20 protein-coding genes and 2 tRNA genes are annotated in these 23,953 nt (G+C 61.4%); 16 read left to right on the forward strand and 6 right to left on the reverse strand.

The window, feature by feature from the left end:
* Positions 1–105 precede the first annotated feature (105 nt).
* Together motA and motB are read left to right on the forward strand one after the other, a co-directional pair.
* Positions 106–957, forward strand: coding sequence for a flagellar motor stator protein MotA (gene motA / locus BBG20_RS02965; RefSeq protein ID WP_065900103.1), 852 nt, complete (start codon positions 106–108; stop codon positions 955–957).
* A gap of 3 nt (positions 958–960) precedes the next feature.
* Positions 961–1,983: a flagellar motor protein MotB gene (gene motB, locus BBG20_RS02970; RefSeq protein WP_065900105.1), complete on the forward strand. Its 1,023-nt coding sequence runs from the start codon at positions 961–963 to the stop codon at positions 1,981–1,983.
* 600 nt (positions 1,984–2,583) lie between these two features.
* Here motB and rsgA read toward each other — a convergent pair.
* Positions 2,584–3,615 (reverse strand): small ribosomal subunit biogenesis GTPase RsgA, encoded by a 1,032-nt coding sequence (rsgA, locus tag BBG20_RS02980; protein ID WP_065900107.1) that lies wholly within the window; start codon positions 3,613–3,615, stop codon positions 2,584–2,586.
* 108 nt (positions 3,616–3,723) lie between these two features.
* Between rsgA and orn the strand changes: the two genes are divergently transcribed.
* Both orn and BBG20_RS02990 read left to right on the forward strand, forming a co-directional pair.
* Positions 3,724–4,266 (forward strand): oligoribonuclease, encoded by a 543-nt coding sequence (gene orn / locus BBG20_RS02985; protein WP_010213620.1) that lies wholly within the window; start codon positions 3,724–3,726, stop codon positions 4,264–4,266.
* 191 nt (positions 4,267–4,457) lie between these two features.
* Positions 4,458–5,075: a trimeric intracellular cation channel family protein gene (locus BBG20_RS02990; protein WP_174555870.1), complete on the forward strand. Its 618-nt coding sequence runs from the start codon at positions 4,458–4,460 to the stop codon at positions 5,073–5,075.
* On the opposite strand, the gene queG is transcribed toward BBG20_RS02990, so the two are convergent.
* Complete coding sequence (gene queG / locus BBG20_RS02995) at positions 5,072–6,136, reverse strand: tRNA epoxyqueuosine(34) reductase QueG (RefSeq protein ID WP_065900109.1); 1,065 nt, start codon at positions 6,134–6,136, stop codon at positions 5,072–5,074. The two genes, BBG20_RS02990 and queG, sit on opposite strands and share 4 nt — an antisense overlap.
* A gap of 63 nt (positions 6,137–6,199) precedes the next feature.
* Here queG and BBG20_RS03000 point away from each other — a divergent pair, with 63 nt between their 5' ends.
* The 12 genes from BBG20_RS03000 to BBG20_RS03055 all read left to right on the forward strand — a co-directional run bounded on the left by BBG20_RS03000 (position 6,200) and on the right by BBG20_RS03055 (position 20,555).
* Complete coding sequence (locus tag BBG20_RS03000) at positions 6,200–7,060, forward strand: NAD(P)H-hydrate dehydratase (RefSeq protein WP_065900110.1); 861 nt, start codon at positions 6,200–6,202, stop codon at positions 7,058–7,060.
* Complete coding sequence (gene tsaE, locus BBG20_RS03005) at positions 7,048–7,518, forward strand: tRNA (adenosine(37)-N6)-threonylcarbamoyltransferase complex ATPase subunit type 1 TsaE (protein ID WP_065900112.1); 471 nt, start codon at positions 7,048–7,050, stop codon at positions 7,516–7,518. Before BBG20_RS03000 ends, tsaE begins: the two co-directional genes overlap by 13 nt.
* Positions 7,519–7,521: 3 nt before the next feature.
* A complete protein-coding gene (locus BBG20_RS03010; RefSeq protein WP_201143427.1) occupies positions 7,522–8,955 on the forward strand; it encodes an N-acetylmuramoyl-L-alanine amidase in 1,434 nt (477 codons plus the stop codon).
* Positions 8,955–10,868, forward strand: coding sequence for a DNA mismatch repair endonuclease MutL (gene mutL / locus BBG20_RS03015; RefSeq protein WP_065900116.1), 1,914 nt, complete (start codon positions 8,955–8,957; stop codon positions 10,866–10,868). The genes BBG20_RS03010 and mutL overlap by 1 nt, the downstream gene beginning before the upstream one ends.
* A complete protein-coding gene (miaA, locus tag BBG20_RS03020) occupies positions 10,868–11,839 on the forward strand; it encodes a tRNA (adenosine(37)-N6)-dimethylallyltransferase MiaA (RefSeq protein WP_065900118.1) in 972 nt (323 codons plus the stop codon). Before mutL ends, miaA begins: the two co-directional genes overlap by 1 nt.
* Before the next feature lie 93 nt (positions 11,840–11,932).
* Positions 11,933–12,193, forward strand: coding sequence for an RNA chaperone Hfq (gene hfq / locus BBG20_RS03025; RefSeq protein WP_003188059.1), 261 nt, complete (start codon positions 11,933–11,935; stop codon positions 12,191–12,193).
* Positions 12,194–12,205: 12 nt separating this feature from the next.
* Positions 12,206–13,507 (forward strand): ribosome rescue GTPase HflX, encoded by a 1,302-nt coding sequence (gene hflX / locus BBG20_RS03030; protein WP_065900120.1) that lies wholly within the window; start codon positions 12,206–12,208, stop codon positions 13,505–13,507.
* Positions 13,508–13,603: 96 nt separating this feature from the next.
* Positions 13,604–14,779: an FtsH protease activity modulator HflK gene (hflK, locus tag BBG20_RS03035; RefSeq protein WP_028615515.1), complete on the forward strand. Its 1,176-nt coding sequence runs from the start codon at positions 13,604–13,606 to the stop codon at positions 14,777–14,779.
* Entirely contained in the window at positions 14,779–15,645 is an 867-nt protein-coding gene (gene hflC, locus BBG20_RS03040; protein ID WP_065900122.1) for a protease modulator HflC, read from the forward strand. Before hflK ends, hflC begins: the two co-directional genes overlap by 1 nt.
* A gap of 303 nt (positions 15,646–15,948) precedes the next feature.
* Positions 15,949–17,136, forward strand: coding sequence for an ATP phosphoribosyltransferase regulatory subunit (locus tag BBG20_RS03045; RefSeq protein ID WP_065900124.1), 1,188 nt, complete (start codon positions 15,949–15,951; stop codon positions 17,134–17,136).
* 54 nt (positions 17,137–17,190) lie between these two features.
* Positions 17,191–18,480, forward strand: a complete 1,290-nt coding sequence (locus BBG20_RS03050; protein WP_065900126.1) for an adenylosuccinate synthase — start codon at positions 17,191–17,193, stop codon at positions 18,478–18,480.
* A 140-nt stretch (positions 18,481–18,620) separates the two neighbouring features.
* Positions 18,621–20,555 carry a methyl-accepting chemotaxis protein gene (locus tag BBG20_RS03055; RefSeq protein WP_065900128.1) on the forward strand — a complete coding sequence of 645 codons (1,935 nt, stop codon included), beginning with the start codon at positions 18,621–18,623 and terminating at the stop codon, positions 20,553–20,555.
* A gap of 108 nt (positions 20,556–20,663) precedes the next feature.
* Here BBG20_RS03055 and BBG20_RS03060 read toward each other — a convergent pair whose 3' ends face one another.
* The 4 genes from BBG20_RS03060 to BBG20_RS03075 all read right to left on the reverse strand — a co-directional run bounded on the left by BBG20_RS03060 (position 20,664) and on the right by BBG20_RS03075 (position 23,741).
* Positions 20,664–22,229 (reverse strand): ABC transporter permease, encoded by a 1,566-nt coding sequence (locus BBG20_RS03060; RefSeq protein WP_065900130.1) that lies wholly within the window; start codon positions 22,227–22,229, stop codon positions 20,664–20,666.
* Positions 22,229–23,254 (reverse strand): iron ABC transporter substrate-binding protein, encoded by a 1,026-nt coding sequence (locus tag BBG20_RS03065; RefSeq protein WP_065900132.1) that lies wholly within the window; start codon positions 23,252–23,254, stop codon positions 22,229–22,231. Before BBG20_RS03065 ends, BBG20_RS03060 begins: the two co-directional genes overlap by 1 nt.
* A 160-nt stretch (positions 23,255–23,414) precedes the next feature.
* Positions 23,415–23,501: transfer RNA gene (locus BBG20_RS03070), tRNA-Leu, on the reverse strand.
* A gap of 153 nt (positions 23,502–23,654) precedes the next feature.
* Positions 23,655–23,741: transfer RNA gene (locus BBG20_RS03075), tRNA-Leu, on the reverse strand.
* Positions 23,742–23,953: the final 212 nt, after the last annotated feature.

A 23,953-nucleotide genomic window follows, 5' to 3' on the forward strand; every position in this document is an offset into this window, starting at 1 on the left:
CTTAACGGGCTATAGTCTGGCGCAGTTTTGCCGATAAGTAGAACAAGAGTTTTTCAGTTCCTCCAAATATGTCCATGAACCTGACGGCGCAAGTACTCATCTCCTATGGCTAAAATTATCGGCATCATCGTCGTCATCGCAAGTGTGCTCGGCGGGTACGTCCTCTCCCACGGTAAAATTGCCGCGCTGATCCAGCCTTTCGAAGTGCTGATTATCGGCGGTGCAGCGTTTGGCGCCTTCCTGCAGGCCAACCCCGGCTACATGACCCTGCACGTGATCAAGAAGTCGCTGGGCATGTTCGGCTCGCGCTTCACCCACTCTTTCTATCTGGACGTGCTGGGCCTGGTCTACGAGATCCTCAACAAGAGCCGCCGCGAAGGCATGATGGCCATCGAAGCCGACATCGAAGACGCTGCGGCCAGCCCGATTTTCGCCAAGTACCCGGCCGTGCTCAAAGACGAGCGCATGACCGCCTACATCTGCGATTACCTGCGCATCATGTCCTCCGGCAACATGGCGCCCCATGAGCTGGAAGGCCTGTTCGACATGGAGCTGTTCAGCCTCAAGGAAGAGCTGGAACATCCTTCCCACGCCGTGACCGGCATCGCCGACGGCATGCCCGGTTTCGGTATTGTCGCGGCGGTACTCGGTATCGTGGTGACCATGGCGTCCCTCGGCGAAGGCGACCAGAAGGCCATCGGCATGCACGTGGGTGCGGCCCTGGTCGGTACCTTCTTCGGTATTCTCGCGGCCTACGGTTTCTTCGGCCCGCTGGCTACCTCCCTGGCCCACGATGCCAAGGAAGAGGTGAACCTCTACGAAGCGATCAAGGCGTGCCTGGTGGCTTCGGCGTCGGGCATGCCGCCATCGTTGGCGGTGGAGTTCGGTCGCAAGGTGCTGTACCCGAAACATCGCCCAAGTTTCGCCGAGCTGGAACAAGCGGTTCGCGGTCGCTAAGCCATGGAAAACAATCAGCCGATAATCATCAAGCGCGTCAAGCGCTTCGCTGCGGGGCACCATGGCGGCGCCTGGAAAATCGCCTTCGCCGACTTCGCGACGGCGATGATGGCGTTCTTCCTGGTGCTGTGGCTGATGTCCACCGCCACGCCCGAACAGAAGATCGCCATCGCCGGCTACTTCAAGGACCCCATTGGTTTCTCGGAAAGCGGCACGCCCTTCGTGATCGACCTGGGCGGCTCGCCGCAGTTGGCGCCGGAGCGCACCATCAACCCGGAAATCAAGACCGAATCGCCTCAGGAAAAAATCCCGATCGAGCGCGATACCGTCGAGGCCATGGCTGAGCAAGTCGAGCAGGAACGCCTTGAGCTGTTGCTGCAAGAACTGCAGACCAAGGTCGAGGAAAACCCGCAACTGCTCAAATTCAAGGATCAGATTTCGTTCGAGATCACGCCGGACGGTTTGCGCATCCAGATCACCGACGCGGCCAATCGGCCGATGTTCGACTCGGGCAGCGCGCGGTTGAAGCCGTACTTTGAAGACATCCTGCTGGCGATGGCTGACACCATCAAGGCGGTACCGAACAAGATCAGCATCAGCGGTCATACCGACGCCAAGCCGTACGCGGGCCAGGGTGACTTCGGCAACTGGGAACTCTCGGCCAACCGTGCCAACGCGGCGCGTCGCGCCCTGGTCGCCGGCAGCTATCCAGACCCGCAAGTGGCGCGCGTGGTGGGGTTTGCCTCCTCGCAGCTGTTTGATCCCAAGGACCCGTTCAACCCGATCAACCGCCGCATCGACATCGTCGTGCTGACCAAGAAGGCCCAGCGTGCCATCGAAGGCGACCAGCACGCCGCGCCACCGGTTCCGACCCCAGGCGACGGTGCGCCCGGTGAAGTACCGGCCGACCCGAACGCCATCCCGCCCGGCCAGGAGCCGTTGCCGGCGCATGAGCTGCGCCAGAAGTTGAACCTGTTCGATGATGGCGGGGTGAAGGATCCTACGGCGCCTGCAACGGGCTCCTAGGCTGCAAGCAGCCCACCTCAACAATGAAAAACGCCCCGGTTGATCGGGGCGTTTTTCATTTCTTATCAAAGAGGGAGATAGGCTTTGACTCCACTGATAACACCTCGCATGTCGTTGGTGTCCAGCCGGGGCACGAAATATTCTCGACCTTTTGCTTGAGTCTTTCTCTGGAGCTTATCCAGGCGCTCGAAGCTGACGGTGTAAATCATGTCGCACTTCACCCACAGCTCTTTGTAGCATTTCAGGGGCAACGAAGCCTCGTGTGAAATCGCAAAGAAGAACGTCGCCTTGCTTGGGGTGATAGTAGAGAGTCAATCGTAAATACCCCACAAAAAGCAAAGCCGCCCGAAGGCGGCTTCATTCGACGCGCAGTGGAGCTTGCTTCGCCCCTTCTGCGCCGCTGGATCAACCCCGAAAAGGATCCAGACTCCTGCCAGCTTGCGCTGGTGACGGAGCGATGATGGGCATCAGGAATTTCGAATTCAAGCTGGCTTGCATCGATTGGCCACCCAGTTGCACGGATTCTTGATGCCAGCACCCTTTAAATCAATGGGCTAGGGTGCTTGGTGCTGCCATTTATAGGTATCAAGAAATGGCCCCTCAATAACTGCTCTCGGGCAAGCTCGCAATAATCGACCGATAGCTGTTCATTCGTTGCTGCTGCACACGCCCATCTTCCAGGGCCTTGAGCAGGGCGCAACCCGGCTCGCGGTCGTGCTTGCAATCGCGGAAGCGGCAAGTGCCGATCAGGTCATTGAATTCGATAAAGCCCGCTTCCACATCGCTGCGGCTGACGTGGCCGAGGCCGAATTCACGGATGCCGGGGGAGTCGATCAGTTCGCCGCCGCCGGGGAAGTGGAACAATCGCGCGGTGGTGGTGGTGTGGGTGCCTTGGCCGGACAGCTCCGACAGTGGGCCGACCCGGGTGTCGACTTCCGGCAGCAGGCTGTTGACCAGCGACGATTTGCCCACGCCCGACTGGCCGACGAACACGCTGATGCGGCCGTCCAGCTGCTGTTGCAACTGTTCCATGCCATCACCGTGATGCGCCGACACTTCCAGCACCGGGTAACCCAGGGTGCGGTAGACCGCCAGCAGCGCATTGAGCGCAGGTGCGTTCTGCTCGTCGATCAGGTCGAACTTGTTCAGCAGCAACAGCGGGCGAATGCCGGCGTGTTCGGCGGCGACCAGATAACGGTCGATCAGGTTGGCATGGGGCTCGGGCAGCGGCGCGAACACGATGACGATCATGTCGACGTTGGCCGCCACCGGCTTGAGCTGGCCACGGCTGTCAGGGCGACGTAGCTCGGTGGTACGCGGCAACTGGGCGACGATCACGCCGATGCCCTGGTTGCCGGCACGCCACACGACCTGGTCGCCGGTCACCAGCGCAGGCAGGTTGGCGCGCAAGTGACAACGGAACACCTGGCCGGCGAGTTCGCCTTCCAGCGCCTCGACTTCGACCTGCACGCCAAAGTGTGCGATCACCAGGCCTGTCTGTTCGGGGCCCAGGTCGCCGCCCTCGAGCGCTTCCACGGCGGAGGATTCACGTTTGGCGGCGCGGGCGGCGCGTTCGCCTTGAATCTTTTCGATGCGCCAGTTTTGGCGACGATTGAGCTGGCGTTTGGCCATTGGTGTTCCGTGTCGATAATGCAAAGGTTGGGTAAAACGGTCGCGAGTCTAGCACGCCCCTGCCTGCTAAACTGCGCAGCTAAGCCAAGGTGCCAAGAGAATCAAGCCATGCAAAACCCACAGAACCTGATTTGGATCGATCTGGAAATGACCGGTCTGAACCCCGACACCGACGTCATCATCGAGATGGCCACCATTGTCACCGACAGCAACCTCAACACCTTGGCCGAAGGTCCGGTGATCGCCATCCACCACAGCGATGCCGTGCTCGCCACCATGGATGAATGGAACACCCGCACCCACGGCAACTCCGGCCTGACCCAGCGCGTGCGCGACAGCCGCATCAGCATGGCCGAGGCCGAGGCCGAAACCATCGCCTTCCTGGAAAAATGGGTGCCCAAGGGCAAGTCGCCGATCTGCGGTAACAGCATCTGCCAGGATCGTCGCTTCCTGTATACCCACATGAAGGCGCTGGAAAGCTACTTCCACTACCGCAACCTGGACGTGTCGACCCTGAAAGAGTTGGCCGCACGCTGGGCGCCGGAAGTCAAAGACAGCTTCCACAAAGGCAGCACGCACCTGGCGCTGGACGATATCCGCGAGTCGATCGCCGAACTGCAGCATTACCGCAAGCATTTCATCAAGGCCTGAATCTGTGGCGCCTGGCCCGGCGCCTTCGCGAGCAAGCCCGCTCCCACATTCGACTGCATTCCAAAGGTGGAACTCGGTTAAATGTGGGAGCGGGCTTGCTCGCGAAGGGCGCGACGCGGTCTTTCGCCACGCGCCCTCTTTTGGTGCCATCAGCAAATGATTAGACTGCCGGCCTCTCTGCAAGGATCGCCATCATGCTGCTGATGCTCTACCTCATCGCCATCACCGCCGAAGCCATGACCGGTGCGCTGTCTGCCGGTCGGCGTGGCATGGACTGGTTTGGCGTGGTGTTGATCGCATGTGTGACGGCGTTGGGCGGCGGCTCGGTGCGCGATGTGCTGCTCGGCCACTACCCGCTGACCTGGGTCAAGCATCCCGAATACCTGGTGCTGACCTCCGTCGCCGCACTGGTGACGATCTTTATCGCGCCGCTGATGCGCCACCTGCGCTCGCTGTTCCTGGCGCTGGATGCCGTCGGCCTGGTGGCCTTTACCCTGATTGGCTGCATGACCGCCCTGGAAATGGGCCACGGCATGCTGGTGGCGTCGGTCAGCGGGGTGATCACCGGCGTGTTCGGCGGCATCCTGCGGGATATCTTCTGCAACGACATCCCGCTGATCTTCCGCCGGGAGCTGTACGCCAGCGTGTCGTTCCTCGCCGCCTGGTTCTACATGCTCTGCCTCTACCTGGAGCTGCCGAGCGAGCAGGCGATTCTGCTGACCCTGTTCAGTGGCTTTCTATTGCGCCTGCTGGCGATCCGTTTTCACTGGGAAATGCCCAAGTTCGTCTACAACGACGACGTGCACTAGCGCTCGGCGTGCTGCTTGAGCGCCCATTCCACGTGTTCGCGCACCAGGTCCGAGGGGTAGTCACGGCGCGCCTTCAGGGCTTCCAGTACCGGAATGCTCGACGGTGCGTTGCCCAGGCCGACGGCCAGGTTGCGCAGCCAGCGTTCGTAACCGGCGCGGCGTAGCGGCGAGCCTTCGGTGCTGCTGAGGAATTTATCTTCATCCCACATAAACAGCTCGGCCAGCTCGGCGTTGTCCAGGTTGTGCCGTGGCTTGAAATCACTTTCGGCGGTGGAGCGGGCGAAACGATTCCATGGGCAAACGATCTGACAGTCATCGCAGCCGAATACCCGGTTGCCGATCAGCGGGCGCAGATCCTCAGGGATCGCGCTCTTGAGTTCGATGGTCAGGTAGGAAATGCACCGCCGGGCGTCCAGCACATAGGGCCCGACGAAGGCATTGGTGGGGCAGATGTCCAGGCACGCCGTGCAGCGCCCGCAGTGTTCGGTGCTGTGCGGCGGGTCCACGGGGAGCGGCAGATCGACAAACAGTTCGCTCAAGAAGAAATAGCTGCCGGCCTTGCGGTTGAGTACCAGGGTGTTCTTGCCGATCCAGCCGAGGCCGGCCTTCTCGGCGATGGCTTTTTCCAGCACCGGCGCGCTGTCGACAAAAGCGCGAAAGCCGAACGGGCCGATCTGCGCCTGAATGCGGTCGGCCAGTTGCTGCACGCGTTTGCGGATCAGCTTGTGGTAGTCGCGGCCCAGGGCGTAGCGCGAGATGTAGGCTTTTTCCGGCTTGGCCAGCAGTTGCGCCATCTGGGTGTCGCCGGGCAGGTAATCCATGCGCAGCGACACCACGCGCAAGGTGCCGGGCACCAGTTCATCGGGATGGGAGCGTTTGCTGCCATGGGCGGCCATGTACTCCATCTCGCCGTGATAGCCCGCGTCGAGCCAGCGTTGCAGGTGCTGCTCATGCTCGGCCAGGTCCAGGCCGCTGATGCCGACTTGTTGAAAGCCCAGCTCGCGGCCCCAGTCTTTGATCGATTGGGCGAGGGCGGGCAGATCGGAGGTAATAGCAGGCATGAGACACGGGAAACCACGGGTTAGATGGGTATAATTCTGCCAGACATCGGAGCTTGAAGACGCATGCCGCAGACAAAACACGAAATAACCGACGTTCAGCCGCTGTTGCACGGCCAATTGCCGCAACTGGCTGCACGTTCCCCTGACGCCCATAAAGGCCAGTTCGGCCACCTGCTGATGATCGGTGGCGACCGCGGTTTTGGCGGCGCTGCCTTGCTGAGCGCCGAAAGTGCCCTGCGCAGCGGCGCGGGCATGGTGTCCCTGGCGACTCGCCTGGAGCACGTGCCCGCCGCACTGGCGCGCTTGCCGGAAGTCATGACCGTCGGCGTCAGTTCGGCCAACCAATTGATGGGCTTGCTGGAAAAAATCTCGGTGATCGTCATTGGGCCGGGGCTGGGCGAAGCGTCCTGGGGCAAAAGCCTGTTGTCAGTCGCGGCGAATGCCCGGCTGCCGCAGGTCTGGGACGCCGATGCGCTCAATCAGCTGGCCACCGGCAGCGTCAGCCTGCCGGCCAACTGCGTGATCACTCCACACCCTGGCGAAGCGGCCCGCTTGATGGGCATTTCGACAGCCGAGGTTCAGGCCGATCGTCTTAAGGTGGCGCGCGCGTTGAGCCAGAAATTCAATGCAGTGGCTATCCTCAAGGGGGCTGGCAGTTTGATCGCCAGTCCGGACGGGCGTGTGTCGCGCTGCGATCAAGGTCACCCGGCCATGGCGACGGCGGGCCTGGGGGATGTGCTCGCCGGCCTGGTCGGCGCTCTGCTGGCCCAGGGCATGCCGGCTTATGAAGCCAGCTGCCTGGCCGTGTGGCTGCATGCCACGGCGGGGGATCGCCAGGGCACCTTTGGTCGGGGGCTGGCTGCCAGTGACCTGATCCCTGCCATTCGTCAATTGCTGGAGGAACAGTCGCCGTGTCTGAAGTAATCCTTTTCCTGGCCGATGAAGAGGCCATGGTTGCTTTTGGTCAGCGCATCGCCCAGGTCACGGCCGGGGCCGGGTTGATCTTTCTCGAAGGCGACCTGGGGGCGGGCAAGACTACCTTGTCGCGTGGGATTATTCGTGGCCTGGGCCACACGGGCGCGGTCAAGAGCCCGACATTCACCCTGGTCGAGCCTTACGAGATCGGCGCGATTCGCGCGTTCCACTTCGACCTCTATCGCCTGGTGGACCCCGAAGAGCTGGAGTACATGGGTATCCGTGATTACTTCGATGAAGATGCGTTGTGCCTGATCGAGTGGCCAGATAAAGGCACAGGCTTTTTGCCAAAGCCGGACCTGACCATTACCATTACGCCGCATGAGCATGGACGTCAGCTGAAGTTGTTGCCCCAGAGCGCGCGCGGCCAGTCGTGGTGCGCCGCTTTGGCATTGGAATTCAAATAATTGATGGGGTTAGGTATGCGCTTTCGCGCGTTGGTTAGTGTCGTAGGGGTGTTGCTTGCGGCAATGACTGTCAATGCTCTGGCGGCTTCACAGGTGAAAAGTGTGCGCCTGTGGCGAGCGCCGGATAACACGCGACTGGTGTTCGACCTGTCTGGCCCGGTCCAGCACAGTGTCTTTACCCTGACGTCGCCTGATCGCCTGGTGATCGATATCAACGGAGCGACCCTGGCCGCGCCGCTGAAAGTCTCCACCGCCAATACCCCGATTACCGCCATGCGCTCGGCTCAACGCACGCCGACCGACCTGCGCGTGGTCATCGACCTGAAAAAAGTCGTGACGCCTAAAAGTTTCTCCCTGGCCCCGAATGCCCAGTACGGCAACCGACTGGTGGTCGACCTGTTCGACAACGCTGCCGATGCTGCGCCTCCACCGGCGCCGACGCCAAGCGTGGCCACGGTGCCGGCAGTACCGGTCAACCCGTCGCAACCGCAGGTCAAGCTGCCACCACCGCCGCCAGCCCCGGCTGGCAAGCGTGACATTATCGTGGTGATCGACGCCGGCCACGGCGGCGAAGACCCGGGCGCTTCCGGTTCGCGCGGCCAGCATGAAAAAGACGTGGTACTCGCCATCGCCCGTGAGCTGCAGCGCCAGATCAACGGCATGAAAGGCTATCGCGCTGAATTGACCCGTACCGGCGACTACTTCATCCCGTTGCGCGGCCGTACCGAAATCGCACGCAAGAAGGGCGCCGACCTGTTCGTCTCGATCCACGCCGACGCCGCCCCTTCAGCGGCTGCCTTCGGCGCCTCGGTGTTTGCCTTGTCGGATCGCGGCGCTACGTCCGAGACCGCGCGTTGGCTGGCCGACAGCGAAAACCGTTCCGACTTGATCGGCGGGGCCGGCAACGTGTCTCTCGACGACAAGGACAAGATGCTCGCTGGCGTGCTGCTCGACCTGTCGATGACCGCCTCGCTGACCTCCAGCCTGAACGTCGGGCAGAAGGTCTTGAGCAATATCGGCCGGGTGACCTCGTTGCACAAACAGCGCGTGGAACAGGCCGGGTTCATGGTGTTGAAGTCGCCGGATATCCCGTCGATCCTGGTGGAAACCGGGTTTATCTCCAACTCCAACGAGGCGTCGAAGCTGGCCAGTGCCAGCCACCAGCAGGCACTGGCGCGTTCGATCAGCGCCGGCGTGCGCCAATTCTTCCAGCAGAACCCGCCGCCGGGCACGTATATCGCCTGGCTGCGCGACTCCGGGAAAATCGCCCAGGGCCCGCGTGATCATCGCGTGCAGCCTGGCGACACGCTGGCCATGCTTGCCGTGCGCTTCCAGGTGTCGGCAGCGACCTTGCGCAGCGCCAACAACCTGAAGACCGACGAGCTGAAAGTCGGCCAGGTGTTGACCATCCCCGGCACTGAACTGGCGGCACAGTAATGAGCGAATCAGTCTTGAACAGTGGTTCGCGCATCGAGCTGCTCAGCCCGCGCCTTGCCAACCAGATTGCGGCGGGCGAGGTGGTTGAACGCCCGGCCTCGGTGATCAAGGAGTTGCTGGAAAACAGCATCGACTCCGGCGCCAAGCGCATTGATGTCGACGTGGAACAGGGCGGCGTCAAGCTGCTGCGCGTGCGTGACGATGGCAGCGGCATCTCCTCGGATGACCTGCCGCTGGCCCTGGCCCGTCACGCCACCAGCAAGATCCGCGACCTGGAAGACCTCGAACGAGTCATGAGCCTGGGGTTTCGGGGTGAGGCCCTGGCTTCCATCAGCTCGGTGGCCCGCCTGACCCTGACCTCACGCACGCGCGGCGCCGAGCAGGCCTGGCAGGTTGAAACCGAAGGTCGCGACATGGCGCCGCGGGTCCAGCCGGCTGCGCACCCGGTGGGCACTTCGGTGGAAGTGCGTGACCTGTTCTTCAACACCCCGGCGCGGCGCAAATTCCTCAAGGCCGAGAAAACCGAATTCGATCACCTGCAAGAAGTCATCAAGCGCTTGGCTTTAGCGCGTTTTGATGTGGCGTTCCACTTGCGCCACAACGGCAAGACCATCCTCAGCCTGCACGAAGCCAATGACGACGCCGCGCGCGCCCGGCGGGTGTCGGCGGTGTGTGGTGGCGGGTTCCTGGAGCAGGCGCTGCCGATCGAAGTCGAGCGCAATGGCTTGCGCCTGTGGGGCTGGGTCGGTTTGCCGACGTTCTCCCGCAGCCAGGCGGACTTGCAGTACTTCTTTGTGAACGGCCGCGCGGTACGCGACAAACTGGTGGCCCACGCGGTGCGCCAGGCGTATCGCGATGTGTTGTTCAACGGTCGTCATCCGACGTTTGTGCTGTTTTTCGAGGTCGACCCGTCGGTGGTCGACGTCAATGTGCACCCGACCAAGCACGAAGTGCGTTTTCGCGATGGTCGCATGGTGCATGACTTCCTCTACGGCACCCTGCACCGCGCCTTGGGCGATGTACGCCCGGACGACCAGCTGTCCGCGCCAATTGTGACCGCTGTAGTACGGCCCAGCGGACCTGAAGCCGGGGAATTCGGCCCTCAGGGCGAGATGAGCCTGGCCGGCAACCTGCTGCAATCGTCGCAACCGCAGCCGAGCTACACCGCGCCGGGCGCGGGGTCGGGGGCGGGTTATCAGTATCAATACACGCCGCGTCCGCAATCCGCGGTGCCGGTGGCCGAGGCGCAGGCGGCCTATCGCGAGTTTTTCGCGCCGCTGCCGGGTGCCGAGCCAGGCGCCGTTGCCCTGCCGGAAGGCGGAGGGGATATCCCGCCGCTGGGCTACGCATTGGCGCAGCTCAAGGGAATCTACATCCTCGCGGAAAACGCCCATGGCCTGGTGCTGGTAGACATGCACGCCGCTCACGAGCGGATCATGTACGAACGCCTGAAGATCGCCATGGCCAGCGAAGGCCTCAGCGGCCAGCCGTTGCTGGTGCCGGAATCCCTGGCCGTGAGCCAGCGCGAGGCCGATTGCGCCGAAGAGCACCACGCAGTGTTCCAGAAGCTGGGCTTCGAACTGCAACGCCTGGGCCCGGAAACCCTGGCGATCCGCCAAATTCCCGCGCTGCTCAAGCAGGCCGAGGCCAATCGCCTGGTTGCCGACGTACTCGCTGACCTGATGGAGTACGGCACCAGCGACCGCATCCAGGCGCACATCAACGAGTTGCTCGGCACCATGGCCTGCCACGGTGCCATCCGCGCCAATCGCCGCCTGGCCCTGCCGGAAATGAACGGTTTGCTGCGCGACATGGAGAACACCGAGCGCAGCGGGCAATGCAACCATGGCCGGCCGACCTGGACCCAAATGGGCCTGGACGACCTGGACAAACTGTTCTTGCGCGGCCGTTGATGAGTGCCTTGCCCCCCGCCATCTTCCTGATGGGCCCCACTGCAGCCGGCAAGACCGACCTGGCCATCGAGCTGACCAAGGTGCTCCCGTGCGAGCTGATCAGTGTCGACTCTGCCCTGGTTTACCGGGACATGGACATTGGTACGGCCAAGCCTTCAAAGGCGCTGTTGGCACAGTATCCGCATCGGTTGATCGACATTATTGACCCGGCGATGAGCTATTCGGCGGCGGATTTCCGTACCGACGCGTTGGCGGCCATGGCCGAGATCACCGCGCGGGGCAATATTCCGCTGCTGGTGGGCGGTACGATGCTCTACTACAAGGCTTTGCAGGAAGGCCTGGCCGATATGCCGCCCGCCGACGCCCAGGTCCGCGCCGAGCTTGAAGACGAGGCTGCACGCCACGGCTGGCAAGCCCTGCACGACCAATTGGCGGCGGTGGATCCGGTGTCGGCGGCGCGCATTCATCCGAATGACCCCCAGCGGCTCACTCGCGCGCTGGAAGTCTGGAGGGTCAGCGGCCAGACCATGACTGAACATCGGCTGAAACAAACTGCGCAAAGTGCTGATGCAGGCGCATCTGGTCAGTCACAATTGCCCTATACTGTGGCGAATCTGGCCATCGCTCCGGCAAATCGCCAGGTGCTGCATGAACGAATTGCACAAAGATTCACAATTATGTTGGAACAGGGGTTTGTAGAGGAGGTCGTAGCACTGCGTTCCAGAGGTGACCTGCATCCGGGGTTACCTTCGATACGTGCTGTAGGCTACCGCCAAGTCTGGGATCATCTGGATGGAAAGCTGACGTCAGCCGAAATGCAGGAGCGCGGCATCATTGCCACGCGGCAATTGGCGAAGCGCCAGTTCACCTGGCTGCGCAGCTGGAGCGATTTGCACTGGTTGGACAGCCTGGACAGCGACAATCTGTCACGCGCCTTGAAATACTTGGGAACGGTCTCCATATTGAGCTGAGTCCTTGCAATTGCCGTCTATCCTTGGGGGTGTGACGGCCATGAGCTATCTATTTTCCGATTTTTATTATTGATCCTTAAAGGAGTGCGGCACATGTCAAAAGGGCATTCGCTACAAGACCCTTACTTGAATACTTTACGTAAAGAGAAAGTGGGGGTTTCCATCTACCTGGTCAACGGTATCAAGCTGCAAGGCACGATCGAGTCGTTCGACCAGTTCGTGATCCTGCTGAAGAACACCGTCAGCCAGATGGTTTATAAACACGCTATCTCGACAGTAGTGCCAGTACGTCCGATCCGCCTGCCTAGCGCAGCGGGTGACGAACAGGGTGACGCTGAGCCAGGTAACGCCTGATAGGAGTCTCCTTTGTTCTTTGAGCGCCACGGTGGTGGTGAACGGGTAATCCTCGTTCACTTGGATGGACAGGACCCTGAGGCGCGCGAAGATCCGCAGGAGTTTCAGGAGTTGGCAAATTCGGCCGGCGCCGAGACCGTTGCGTTTTTTAACGTACCGCGTCATCGGCCAACCGCCAAATTCCTGATTGGCAGCGGCAAGGTCGAGGAGTTGCGCGACCTGGTTCACGCCGAAGAAGCCGATCTGGTGATCTTCAATCACACCCTCACGCCCAGTCAGGAACGCAACCTCGAACGTGTCTTCGAGTGTCGCGTGATCGACCGCACCGGTCTGATTCTCGATATTTTCGCCCAACGCGCCCGTACCCATGAAGGCAAGCTCCAGGTCGAACTGGCCCAGCTTGACCACATGAGCACCCGCCTGGTGCGTGGCTGGACTCACCTTGAGCGTCAAGGGGGGGGTATCGGCATGCGTGGCCCGGGTGAAACCCAGTTGGAAACCGACCGACGCCTGTTGCGGGTACGCCTGCGCCAGATCAAGGGGCGTCTCGAGAAAGTCCGCAGCCAGCGCGAGCAATCGCGTCGTGGCCGTTCGCGCGCGGATATCCCTACCGTGTCCCTGGTGGGCTATACCAACGCCGGCAAATCCACGCTGTTCAACAACGTGACCAAGTCGGACGTGTACGCCGCTGACCAACTGTTCGCCACCCTCGACCCGACCTTGCGCCGTCTGGACCTGGATGACCTGGGGCCGATTGTCCTGGCCGACACCGTGGGATTCATTCGTCACTTGCCCCACAAGCTGGTCGAGGCATTTCGGTCTACGCTCGAAGAGTCGAGCAATTCCGACCTGTTGTTGCACGTGATCGATGCGGCTGAACCGGATCGCATGCTGCAGATTGAACAGGTGATGGTGGTGCTGGGCGAGATTGGTGCCCAGGACTTGCCGATCCTCGAGGTCTATAACAAACTCGATTTGCTTGAAGGCGTAGAGCCACAAATCCAGCGCGACGAGAACGGCAAACCCCAGCGGGTCTGGCTGTCGGCGCGAGATGGCACGGGGCTGGAGCTGCTTGAACAAGCGATTGCCGAACTGCTCGGCAGCGATTTGTTCGTCGGCACCTTGCGCTTGCCTCAGCGTTTTGCTCGACTGCGTGCACAGTTTTTCGAGTTGGGCGCGGTACAGAAAGAAGAACACGACGAAGAAGGTGTCAGCTTGCTGGCCGTTCGATTGCCGCGCTCGGAGCTGAACCGGCTGGTCAGTCGGGAAGGTGTTGTACCGACAGAGTTCATCGAACAACACACTTTGCAATAAAAGCCTCCGAAAGCGGTTGTGCCGCAGTAGCAGGCATTCTGTAGCATTGGTCGGCGCGCCGTGGGTGCGTCTTTGCTTTATCAGATGGAGAGCGCTATGGCTTGGAATGAGCCGGGTGGCAACTCGAATAATCAGGATCCTTGGGGTGGTAAGCGCCGCAATAATGGCGACCGCAAGGGGCCACCAGATCTCGACGAGGCCTTCCGAAAGCTGCAGGAAAGCCTGAATGGGTTGTTCGGTGGTGGAAAAAAACGTGGTGGTGACGACGGCGGTCGCACAAGCAAGGGCGGTGGCTATGGCCTGCTGGGCCTGGGTCTTGTCGTGCTGGCGGCCGTATGGCTGTACAGCGCCGTGTACGTGGTGGACGAGCAGGAGCAGGCCGTGGTGCTGCGCTTCGGCAAGTACTACGAGACAGTCGGCCCTGGCCTGAACATCTACTTCCCGCCGATCGACAAGAAGTACATGGAGAACGTCACGCGTGAGCGTGCCTACACCAAGCAGGGCCAGATGCTGACCGAAGACGAGAACATCGTCGAAGTGCCGCTGACCGTGCAGTACAAGATCAGCAACCTGCAGGACTTCGTGCTGAACGTTGATCAGCCGGAAATCAGCCTGCAGCACGCGACCGAAAGCGCCCTGCGCCATGTGGTGGGTTCCACCGCTATGGACCAGGTGCTGACCGAAGGTCGTGAATTGATGGCCAGCGAAATCAAGGAACGCCTGCAACGCTTCCTCGACACGTATCGCACCGGTATCACTGTCACCCAGGTGAACGTACAGAGCGCAGCAGCACCGCGTGAAGTGCAGGAAGCCTTCGACGACGTGATCCGCGCCCGTGAAGACGAGCAGCGTTCGCGCAACCAGGCTGAAACCTACGCCAACGGCGTCGTGCCGGAAGCCCGTGGTCAGGCCCAGCGTATCCTCGAGGATGCCAACGGTTACCGCGACGAAGTGGTCTCGCGTGCCAAGGGTGAGGCGGATCGCTTTACCAAGCTGGTCGCCGAGTATCGCAAGGCCCCCGAAGTCACCCGCGAGCGTCTGTACCTGGACACCATGCAGGAAGTCTTCAGCAACACCAGCAAGGTGCTCGTGACCGGCAGCAAAGGTGGGCAGAACAACCTGCTGTACCTGCCGCTGGACAAGATGATCGAAGGTGGTCGTAGCAGCACCAGCGCACCGTCCACCGGTTCCAATGCCGCTGCCAACGAAGCGAGCGCCCGTGCGGCCGCTGACTTGCTGCAACAGCAAACACGTACCAGGGAGAGTCGTTGATGAGCAATAAATCGCTGACCGCCCTGATTGTGGGCGTCGTCGTGGTCATCGCTGCCTGGAACTGCTTCTATATCGTGTCTCAGACCGAGCGCGCGGTGTTGCTGCAATTCGGTCGCGTGGTCCAGGCGGATGTCCAGCCGGGCCTGCATGTGAAAGTCCCCTACGTCAACCAGGTGCGCAAGTTCGACGGCCGCCTGATGACCCTGGATGCACCGACACAACGCTTCCTGACCCTGGAAAAGAAAGCTGTGATGGTTGACGCCTACGCCAAGTGGCGCGTCAAGGATGCCGAGCGCTTCTACACCGCGACCTCCGGCCTCAAGCAGATTGCCGACGAGCGTTTGTCGCGTCGTCTGGAATCGGGCCTGCGTGACCAGTTTGGTAAGCGCACCCTGCACGAGGTGGTATCCGGTGAACGTGATGCGCTGATGGCTGACATCACGCGTTCGTTGAACGCGATGGCGGAAAAAGAGCTGGGCATCGAAGTGATCGATGTGCGGGTCAAGGCCATCGACCTGCCGAAGGAAGTGAACCGCAGCGTGTTCGAGCGTATGAGCACCGAGCGTGAGCGTGAAGCGCGTGAGCATCGCGCCAAGGGTAACGAGCTGGCTGAGGGCATCCGTGCGGATGCCGACCGTCAGCGCCGTGTACTGCTGGCCGAAGCCTACCGCGAGTCTGAAGAGGCGCGTGGTGATGGTGATGCTCAAGCCGCGGCGATCTACGCCAAGGCCTACGGCCAGGACCAGGAGTTCTACGCGTTCTACCGTAGCCTGCGCGCCTACCGTGAAAGCTTCGCGAACAAAACCGACGTCATGGTGCTGGACCCAAGCAGCGACTTCTTCCGCTACCTGGAAAAGTCCAAGTAACCAGCCGGTGATTCTGCAGGGGTGACTCCGTCGGGCGGCTAAAACGCCTGGCGGGGTGATCCTTTCAGAAAACGGGTGTATGATGCGGCAGCCGGGAAATTCCCGGCTTTTTTGCGTCTGCATGTTTGATTGTTGTTTGGCCGCGCAGACGCCACAGTTTTTCGAGGAAAGTGCCCGACGAGGCCGTTTGCAGGCCGTTCGTCACGTCGTTCTTGCGCGTTGTTTATGCAGGGGCCGGGTATTTTCTGCTTCACTCAAGGCTCGGCCGAGGGCTGGCCGCCCGGATCATAGGGGAATGGCGTAATGGCAACGGTAGACCGCTGGCTGCTGCCAGATGGCATCGAAGAAGTACTGCCACCAGAAGCTGCGCGCATTGAAGTAGCGCGTCGCCAGGTGTTGGATCTGTTCCAGAGCTGGGGTTACGAGTTCGTCGTGACCCCCCATATCGAGTACCTGGAATCCCTGCTGACCGGCGCGGGCCAGGACCTGGATCTGCGCACCTTCAAGGTCATCGACCCGCAGTCGGGTCGGCAAATGGGTTTCCGTGCCGACATCACGCCGCAAGTGGCGCGCATCGATGCGCACACCCTGCGTCGCGAAGGTCCGAGTCGCCTGTGCTACGCCGGTAGCGTGCTGCATGCTCAACCGCGCGCCTTGTCGTCTTCGCGCAGCCCGATCCAGTTGGGCGCCGAGTTGTACGGCGATGCCAGCCCGAGCAGCGACGTCGAAGTGATCAGCCTGATGCTGGCCATGCTGCAACTGGCCGATGTGCCGGATGTCCACATGGATCTCGGCCACGTCGGTATCTACCGTGGCCTGGCCCGTGCGGCCGGTCTGTCCGGTGAAGTGGAACAACAGTTGTTCGATGCCCTGCAACGCAAGGCCATCGATGAAGTCATCGCCCTGACCGAAGGCGTGCCTGCGGATTTGGCCGGCATGCTCCGCGCGCTGGTCAACCTGTGCGGCGGCCGTGAAGTGCTGGCGGCGGCGCGTGAGCGCCTGGCCAATGCGCCGGCGCCGGTATTGGCTGCCCTGGATGATGTGTTTGCGATCGCCGAGCAGTTGTCGGCGCGCTTCCCCGAGTTGCCGCTGTATTTCGACCTGGGTGAGTTGCGTGGCTACCACTACCACACGGGTGTGGTGTTCGCGGTGTTTGTACCGGGTGTTGGCCAAGCCATCGCCCAGGGTGGTCGTTACGACGATATCGGCGCCGACTTCGGTCGTGCGCGTCCGGCCACCGGCTTTTCCACCGATTTGAAAACCCTGGTGACCCTGGGGCGTGCTGAGGTCGAGCTGCCGTCTGGTGGCATCTGGATGCCCGACAGTACGGACGCAGCACTCTGGCAGCAGGTTTGCCAGTTGCGCAGTGAGGGTCAGCGTGTTGTCCAGGCCTTGCCTGGGCAGCCATTGGCCGCCGCCCGTGAAGCGGACTGCGACCTGCAATTGATTCTGCAGAACGGGCTTTGGCAAGTATCGCCACTGGCTTCTTGAGTTTTCCTGCCGGCCATCGCCGGCACCAAGTTTGCGCGAATGAGGACAAGTGTTATGGGTAAGAATGTCGTAGTCCTGGGCACCCAATGGGGTGATGAGGGCAAAGGCAAGATCGTTGATCTGCTGACCGAACATGCTGCCGCCGTAGTGCGCTACCAAGGTGGCCACAACGCTGGCCACACCCTGGTCATCGATGGCGAAAAAACCGTCTTGCACCTGATCCCGTCGGGTGTACTGCGCGAAGGCGTGCAGTGCCTGATCGGCAACGGCGTGGTGGTCGCACCTGACGCCCTGCTGCGCGAGATCACCAAGCTGGAAGAGAAAGGCGTACCGGTGCGCGAGCGCCTGCGTATCAGCCCGTCCTGCCCGCTGATCCTGTCCTTCCACGTTGCGCTGGACCAGGCCCGTGAAAAGGCCCGTGGCGAGCTGAAGATCGGTACTACCGGTCGCGGCATCGGCCCGGCGTACGAAGACAAGGTTGCGCGTCGTGGCCTGCGTGTGGGCGACCTGCTCAACATGCCGCGCTTTGAAGACAAGCTGCGTGAGTTGGTGGACTACCACAACTTCATGCTGGTCGGTTACTACAAAGAGCCAGCCATCGAATTTGAAAAGACCCTGGCTGAGTGCAAGGAATACGCCGAGCTGCTCAAGCCGCTGATGCTGGATGTGACTGCCGAGCTGCACGACCTGCGTCGCGCTGGCAAAGACATCATGTTCGAAGGCGCCCAAGGTTCGTTGCTCGACATCGACCACGGTACCTACCCGTACGTGACCAGTTCCAACACCACCGCGGGTGGCGTTGCGACCGGTTCGGGCGTTGGCCCGATGTTCCTGGACTACATCCTGGGCATCACCAAGGCTTACACCACGCGCGTAGGTTCGGGTCCATTCCCGACTGAGCTGTTCGACGAAGTCGGTGCACACCTGGCCAAGCAAGGTCACGAGTTCGGCGCAACTACCGGTCGTGCCCGTCGTTGTGGTTGGTTCGACGCCGTTATCCTGCGTCGCGCTATCGATGTGAACAGCATCTCGGGCATCTGCCTGACCAAGCTGGACGTACTCGACGGTCTGGAAACCATCAACATCTGCATCGGTTACAAAGATGCGGAAGGCAAGGACGTTGCCCCGACTGACGCTGATAGCTACGTGGGCCTGCAGCCTGTGTACGAAGAAGTGCCGGGCTGGACCGAATCGACCGTGGGCGCCAAGACCTTGGAAGAGTTGCCAGCCAATGCGCGCGCGTACATCAAGCGCGTTGAAACGCTGATCGGTGCTCCGATCGACATTATTTCGACGGGCCCGGACCGCAACGAAACCATCGTTCTGCGTCACCCGTTCGCGTAATAAGCTGTTGATGTAAAAAGCAAAGGGCTCCTTCGGGAGCCCTTTGTCGTTTCTGCCGGGCAAACGGCACGACCCTTGCTTTGGTTCTCTCTTTCGCGGTGCTATCAAATTAATGGCACCCGTGGTGGAGGGATTCCCAGATGTCTGCCGTTCTCTCATTGTTACAAAGCCGTCTGTTGCGGCCGGTGTTCGTTACCCTAGGTATCGCTCTTTTGGTGCAAGTGCTGGTGGCGGTCGCTCTGACCCGGAGCACAGTCACGGCGCTGGAAGCTGATTTGGGCAATCGCCTGGGTATCGACAGCCAGAAACTGTCCGGCGAATTGGCCCAGGCTGGCAAAGAGGTGACTTCCAGTCTCGACAGCTTGTCGTCCAGTACTCGCCAGCGCCTTACCGCCGGGTTGTCCACGCGTCTGCAGGAAGAGCAGAAGCAACTACGTGCGACCCTGGAAAAAGACCTGCAGGACTCCGCTAACGATATGGCTCAACTGCTTGCCTCGGTAGCGCCGCGCGCCATGTGGGACAGCGACGTGCCGACGCTGTCGGAGTTTGCCCGCCGTGCCCAGCGCAATCCCAACGTGTTGTTTGTGGTGTATGACGATGCGGCGGGTGAGCACCTCACGCGCTACCTGAATCGAGAAAACCCGATCAACCAGGCGCTGCTGGAAAAGGGCCAGGGCGAACGCGCGTTGGACAAAGTGTTGAATGCGGCCAAGACCGATCCGTCGGTGTATTACGTCGAGGCGTCCATCAGCCCTAATGGCGTCGAGATCGGCAAGGTCCGCATGGGGGTTTCGACTGCCTCGGTCGAGGCTGACCTGGCCGCGCTGGACAAGCGTTTTGCTGCACTGATTGCCAGCGGTGACCAGTTGGTGGGCGACAGCCTCAAGGGCGCCGCTGCCGATAGCGCGGCCGCCATGGGCGCGCGGTTGCAGTCGGCGCAAGCCACTGCGACCCAGATGACGGCCAACACCTCCAGCGCTGTCCAGGAGGCTGCCGGCACCTTGCGCTGGCGCATCGGCATGGGGCTCGCGCTGGTTGGCTTTGGCGTATTGCTGCTGATCGCGATCGTGCTTGGGCGGCGCGTGGTCAATCGCCTGAAGCTGTTGATTGCGGCCATGGATGACCTGGCGGCGGGCGAGGGCGACCTCACCAAGCGTGTGCAGATCAGCAGCAAGGACGAAATCGGCGACATGGCCTCGGCGGTCAATCGCTTTGTGGATAAGTTGCAGCCTATCGTGCGTGAAGCCGGTGATGTGGCCCAGCGTACCGGTGTGGAAATCGGCGCCATGACCTTGCGCAATGCGGGTGCCGATGCCGCCGCTGGCCTGCAGCGTGACGAAGTCGCCGAAAGCCTGCGCGCGCTGTCGCAAATGGCCGACGAGGCCCAGGCCGAAAGCCATGCGATGCAGGCCGCGTTGCAGCAGGTGGTGGATATTCGCCAGGCGACCGATGAGAACTCGCGCACCTCGGCCGAAGTCGGCAGCCTGATCGAAGCGCTGGCCGGGCAGGTGCAAGCCGGTTCGCAGGTGATTGAGCGCCTGGCGCAGCAAAGCGAGCAGATCGAAGTGGTATTGACGGTGATCCATGGTATTGCCGAACAGACCAACCTGTTGGCGCTTAACGCGGCCATTGAAGCGGCGCGCGCCGGCGAGACCGGGCGTGGTTTTGCAGTGGTGGCGGACGAAGTGCGTGCGTTGGCCAGCAAGACTCAAAGCTCTACTGGTGACATTCAGGCGCATATCGCGGCCCTGCAGCAGGGCGCGCGCGAGGCGGTGGAAACCATCGGCAAGGCCGGACGCCAGGCCAACGAAGGCTTATTGGTGCTGCGCGATAGCGTGCGCCTGCAGCAAACGGTGCAGGCCTCGGTCGAGCAGGTGCACGCTGCCATCGGCCTCGCCACGCGCGCGGCCGAGCATCAAGCGCAGGGCGCGCATGCGGTGCGTGGGCGGGTCGAGGTGATCCATGCCCAGGCCGAACGTGCGGCGCAGGCGGTGGTAGAGACCACCGCCAGCGGTAAGGTGCTGGATGGGTTGGCTGCACAGTTGAAGGCGAGCCTGGGGCAGTTCCGGGCTTGATGTCGCCTGTTTCGGCCTCATCGCAGGCAAGCCAGCTCCCACACTCGACCGCGTTACAACATTGGAATACGGTCAAGTGTGGGAGCTGGCTTGCCTGCGATGGCGGCTTCAGCGGCTCAAGTACATCCGCGTCGTAAGCAAATACACCGGCAACCCCGACACCAGGATCAACAACGCCGCATAGGGCGCCGCCGCCGCGAATTCCACATTCGAGGTATGCGCCCACACCGCCGTGGCCAAGGTGTTCAGCCCGGTTGGGCTGAGCAGCAGCGTCGCCGTCAATTCCTTCATCGCATCCAGGAACACCAGCGCAAACGCCGCGCCCAATGCGGGGAAAATAATCGGCAAGGTCACTCGGCAAAACGCGCTGAACGACGACGCACCCAGCGTACGTGCGGCCTCTTCCAGCTGCGGCGCCGCCTTGTTCAGGGCGGTACGGATCGGCGCCTGTGCCAGCGGCAGAAACAGCAGCGCGTAAGCAATCAGCAGCAACGCCGAGGTCTGGTACAGCGCCGGCACGTAATGCAGGGCGAAATACACCAGCGTCAGCGCAATCACCAGGCCGGGCAGGGCGTGCAGCAGGTAGGGCAGGCGTTCGGCCCAGAGCGCCAGTTGGCCTTTGTAGCGCACCACCAGCAGCCCCACCGGCACTGCCAGTACCAGGCACAGCGCGGCGCCGCCCAGCGAGAGTGCCAGGGAAGACAGCAGCGCCTCGCCAATTTCGGCCGCTGGAAACGCCGCCGACGAACCAACTGCCAGCCAATACCCGAGCATGCCCAGGGGAATGCCGCTGCCGATGATCGCCAGCAGCAAGCAATACACTTGGCCCAGTGGCGCCCATTTACCCAGTCGAACCTGCTCCGCGTGCCGCGCCGCGCCCTGGCCGATACGCACGTGCCGGCCCTTGCCGCGCACGCGCAACTCCAGCCACAGGAGCGTCAGGCACATCACCAGCAGCACCGCCGAGAGCATCGCGGCATTCGCATTGCTGAATTCCAGTTCGAACTGTTGGTAGATCGCGGTGGTGAACGTCTGCAATCCGATGATCGATAGCGCACCGAATTCCACCAGCATGTGCAGGGCAATCAACAGGGCTCCCGCCAGCAGCGATGGCCACAGCAGCGGCAATGTCACCCTAAAGAATATGCCCCAGCGGTTGAGCCCCAGGGTGCGGGCCGACTCTTCCAGCGAGGGGTCAAGATTGCGCAGGGTCGCCGCCACCGGCAAGAACACCAGCGGGTATTTGGACAGGCTCATCACCAGGATCGCCCCGCCGAGCCCTTCGAATTGGGCGCTCAGCGACACCCAGGTAAAGCTGCTGACAAACGCCGGTACCGCAAACGGCAGGCACAGGATCACGCCCCAGATGCGCCGTCCCGGCAGGTTGCTGCGCTCCAGCAGCCACGCCAGGGACAGGCCGATCACGGCGCACGCGACCGTCACCCCGACCATCAGCGCCAGGGTGTTGCGTAGCAGTCCAAACACGTAAGGCCGCCACAGCAAGTGCACCGCTTCTGCCCAGCCTGCCTGCCAGGTCTTCAGCCCGACATACACCAGCGGCAGCAGGCTCAGGCCCACCAGGAGCAGGACGGGGAGCAACAACCAGATCGAGGGGCGCTTGCGTCGCGGGGTGAAACCCCCGCGCAGGGCGGGGGCGGGTGGCGATGGGTTCATCAGTTCAAGCCAACGTCACGTTCCAGGTCCAGGGCCTCTTCGGCGTTACCCAGGTCGGCAGGCGTGACTTTCGGCGGTTGCAGCTCGCTGAAGGGCTTGAGGCCACGGTTGGATTCCATGCCCTTGCGCAGTGGGTATTCGGCCGAGGTGTTGGTAATCACACGCTGGCCTTCTTCACTGGCCATGAACGCCAGCAGCTGCTGTGCTTCCTGGGGGTGTTTGCTGGATTTCAGTGCTGCTGCCGAAGACACGGTGATCAGGCCGCCGGCATCGCCATTGGTGAAGTAATGCAACTGGGAATCCAGGTTGGTTTTTTCCTTCTTCAGGGCAAACCAGTAGTAGTTGTTCACCAGCACGGTAGCCACTTCGCCATTTTCCACAGCTTTGAGGGCGACCATGTTGTTGCTGTACACCTTGCCGAAGGCGCGCAGGCCGGTCAGCCATTCTTCGGCGGCTTCGCGGCCGTGCAGCTTGATGATCGCCACGGCCTGTTCCTGGAACGCGCCGCTGGTGGGCACGAAGCCGACCTTGCCTTGCCACTCGGGACCGGCGAAATCCAGTACCGACTTGGGCAGGTCTTTTTCGGCGATCAGTTTGGGGTTGAACGCCACGACGCGGGTACGTGCAGTCACGCCCATCCAGTCGCCGTTGCTGCCGACGTAGTCCTTGGGCAACACCGCGAGCGTGCTGGCATCGATCTTCGCCAGCAGGCCTTGCTCGCCGAGCTTGTTCAGGGGCGGTGACTCTTCGGTGTAGATCACGTCGGCAGGGGAGCGCTCGCCTTCTTCCACGACCTGGCTGGCCAGCTGGTTGCTGCTGCCTTTGCGCACATTGACGTGGATGCCGGTCTTGGCTTCGAAGGCCTTGGCGAGTTCATCGCCGACTTCTTTGTGTTGGCCGTTGTACAAGGTCAGGGAAACCTTGTCGGCGGAATAGGCACTGGGCGAGAGCAGGGTCAGGCCGAGCAGAGTGATGGTCAGGCCACGCAGAAGGGATGTCTTGAGACGGGTATCGCGGATCATCATCCGGGGTTTTCCTCACTTGAGTGCAACAAATCATTGCAAGGATAAACGATAAAGTTTCTCAGGTGCGGACGGGAGGGTAAATCGGGCGGGAAAGTTTCCAGGCTGATGTTTTCAAACCCCGGAAACGAAAAAACCCGCTTTCGCGGGTTTGATCTGAATTTGGTGCCCAGGAGAAGACTCGAACTTCCACGACCTTGCGATCACCAGCACCTGAAGCTGGCGTGTCTACCAATTTCACCACCTGGGCATTATCAACAACGCTTGCGCTGTTGATGGAGCGAACTATACGGAGGGCTTTTTGATCTGTAAACCCCTGATATCAAAAATATAAATCGGGATTCACGTTAAAAATCAAAGGCCTGAAACGAAAAAACCCGCTTTCGCGGGTTTGATCTGAATTTGGTGCCCAGGAGAAGACTCGAACTTCCACGACCTTGCGATCACCAGCACCTGAAGCTGGCGTGTCTACCAATTTCACCACCTGGGCATTATCTGGCAACGTTGCCGTCGTCGATGGCGCGCACTATACGCAGCGCTATTTTGGCTGTAAAGCCCTGCTATCAAAAAAACCTGGAAAATTTCGCCAGTGGTCGTGCAAGGTGCGTTCCGAGGGCTGCAAAGGCCTTTAAAACGCTTGTTGATGCCTGAAATTTCCCGTTTCAATACGCGTATGCCAAACTAACCCGCATATAGACAAGG

Origin of the sequence: Pseudomonas aylmerensis (assembly GCF_001702265.1) — a bacterium.
Taxonomy (GTDB): Bacteria; Pseudomonadota; Gammaproteobacteria; order Pseudomonadales; family Pseudomonadaceae; genus Aquipseudomonas; species Aquipseudomonas aylmerensis.

Excerpts from the sequence above, each read along its gene's own strand:
- hflK (WP_028615515.1), top strand. The coding sequence starts at position 13,604 with ATGGCTTGGAATGAGCCGGGTGGCAACTCGAATAATCAGGATCCTTGG.
- BBG20_RS03060 (WP_065900130.1), bottom strand. The coding sequence starts at position 22,229 with ATGAACCCATCGCCACCCGCCCCCGCCCTGCGCGGGGGTTTCACCCCG.
- rsgA (WP_065900107.1), bottom strand. The coding sequence starts at position 3,615 with ATGGCCAAACGCCAGCTCAATCGTCGCCAAAACTGGCGCATCGAAAAG.
- BBG20_RS03010 (WP_201143427.1), top strand. The coding sequence starts at position 7,522 with ATGGGGTTAGGTATGCGCTTTCGCGCGTTGGTTAGTGTCGTAGGGGTG.
- BBG20_RS03000 (WP_065900110.1), top strand. The coding sequence starts at position 6,200 with ATGCCGCAGACAAAACACGAAATAACCGACGTTCAGCCGCTGTTGCAC.
- orn (WP_010213620.1), top strand. The coding sequence starts at position 3,724 with ATGCAAAACCCACAGAACCTGATTTGGATCGATCTGGAAATGACCGGT.
- BBG20_RS03045 (WP_065900124.1), top strand. The coding sequence starts at position 15,949 with ATGGCAACGGTAGACCGCTGGCTGCTGCCAGATGGCATCGAAGAAGTA.
- BBG20_RS03050 (WP_065900126.1), top strand. The coding sequence starts at position 17,191 with ATGGGTAAGAATGTCGTAGTCCTGGGCACCCAATGGGGTGATGAGGGC.
- mutL (WP_065900116.1), top strand. The coding sequence starts at position 8,955 with ATGAGCGAATCAGTCTTGAACAGTGGTTCGCGCATCGAGCTGCTCAGC.
- motA (WP_065900103.1), top strand. The coding sequence starts at position 106 with ATGGCTAAAATTATCGGCATCATCGTCGTCATCGCAAGTGTGCTCGGC.
- hflC (WP_065900122.1), top strand. The coding sequence starts at position 14,779 with ATGAGCAATAAATCGCTGACCGCCCTGATTGTGGGCGTCGTCGTGGTC.
- BBG20_RS03065 (WP_065900132.1), bottom strand. The coding sequence starts at position 23,254 with ATGATGATCCGCGATACCCGTCTCAAGACATCCCTTCTGCGTGGCCTG.
- miaA (WP_065900118.1), top strand. The coding sequence starts at position 10,868 with ATGAGTGCCTTGCCCCCCGCCATCTTCCTGATGGGCCCCACTGCAGCC.
- motB (WP_065900105.1), top strand. The coding sequence starts at position 961 with ATGGAAAACAATCAGCCGATAATCATCAAGCGCGTCAAGCGCTTCGCT.
- queG (WP_065900109.1), bottom strand. The coding sequence starts at position 6,136 with ATGCCTGCTATTACCTCCGATCTGCCCGCCCTCGCCCAATCGATCAAA.
- hfq (WP_003188059.1), top strand. The coding sequence starts at position 11,933 with ATGTCAAAAGGGCATTCGCTACAAGACCCTTACTTGAATACTTTACGT.
- BBG20_RS03055 (WP_065900128.1), top strand. The coding sequence starts at position 18,621 with ATGTCTGCCGTTCTCTCATTGTTACAAAGCCGTCTGTTGCGGCCGGTG.